This window comes from Bacillus sp. mrc49 (assembly GCF_002803435.1).
The window spans coordinates 1-874 of the sequence record NZ_PHNG01000012.1 but is presented as its reverse complement, the minus strand read 5'-3'; the positions used below and the strand labels follow the sequence as shown (position 1 = coordinate 874).

The 874-nt window shown below is 40.7% G+C and carries 1 protein-coding gene and 2 pseudogenes; 2 read left to right on the top strand and 1 reads right to left on the bottom strand.

Annotated elements, in window-relative coordinates; translation table 11 throughout:
• A pseudogene (locus tag CVN76_RS31550) lies at nt 1-138 on the top strand (MBL fold metallo-hydrolase); the annotation flags it as partial.
• Between the two features lie 49 nt (nt 139-187).
• Here CVN76_RS31550 and CVN76_RS00185 read toward each other — a convergent pair.
• Nucleotides 188-505, bottom strand: a complete 318-nt coding sequence (locus CVN76_RS00185; protein ID WP_100530062.1) for a hypothetical protein — start codon at nt 503-505, stop codon at nt 188-190.
• Nucleotides 506-665: 160 nt separating this feature from the next.
• Between CVN76_RS00185 and CVN76_RS00180 the strand changes: the two are divergent.
• Nucleotides 666-874: pseudogene (locus tag CVN76_RS00180) on the top strand (23S rRNA (adenine(2503)-C(2))-methyltransferase RlmN); the annotation flags it as partial.

Sequence of the window (874 nt, the reverse complement as noted above, 5' to 3'; positions counted from 1 at the left end):
GAGGCAAAGGAGAAGTGGATGAAAGACGGACTGGAAAATGGGGCTTGGTACAGCTTTTACCATGATGCCTATTATCGGGCGCTCAAATGGGATAAATCGGGTAAAGAGATAATAGCGCAATTGAAACGGAACCGCTAAGCACGCACGGCAAAAGGGGGACGTCATTTTGACAGCCCCCCTTTTGCCGTTAATCATGTTGTGCATTGAGCTCCAGAATCGTTCCTGTCGCTGCATCTGCGACAAATTCGAATTGCTCCCGCAAGCCCTCTGTATTTCTGGTGATCCCGCCTTTATATACTAAATAGTCCAACTCATTCTTCGTGTAGGTTTCCGGTTTCATCAAAATCCAGGAACCATATATATTTCCATCCTTTTTGACGGTTTCCTTCACGTGGGCCAGCACTTTATCCGGAGAAGTCCTGCTTGATTGTTCCAATATTTGCTTTGTCGCATAACCAGCCGCAAATCCGGCTGCAGTACCCAGTAAAAACGTTTTCCAGTTCATGATTTCTCCTCCATTGCTTTATTTCCATCACTCTATCTAGTATACAGAAGAAGGCTTTATTTGACTAATAATTTGAAATTTTACCCATTAACTGATAAATTAGAACTTTGAAGTGAAACATGAAACTAAGTTCTGTAAAATAGTAAGAAATAATACATACGTTAGGAGCGGCCTTGCCAAAAAGATTTATGAATTCACAGATCTGCAATTACAGGTGAATCTAGCTATCTCCCTGCATGCACCTAATAACGATCTGAGGACGCGAATCATGAAAATCAACAGGGCGATCCCGATTGAAAAATTAATGAAATCACTTGATTATTATTTGGAAAAAACGAATCGGAGAATTACGATTGAATATATCCTATT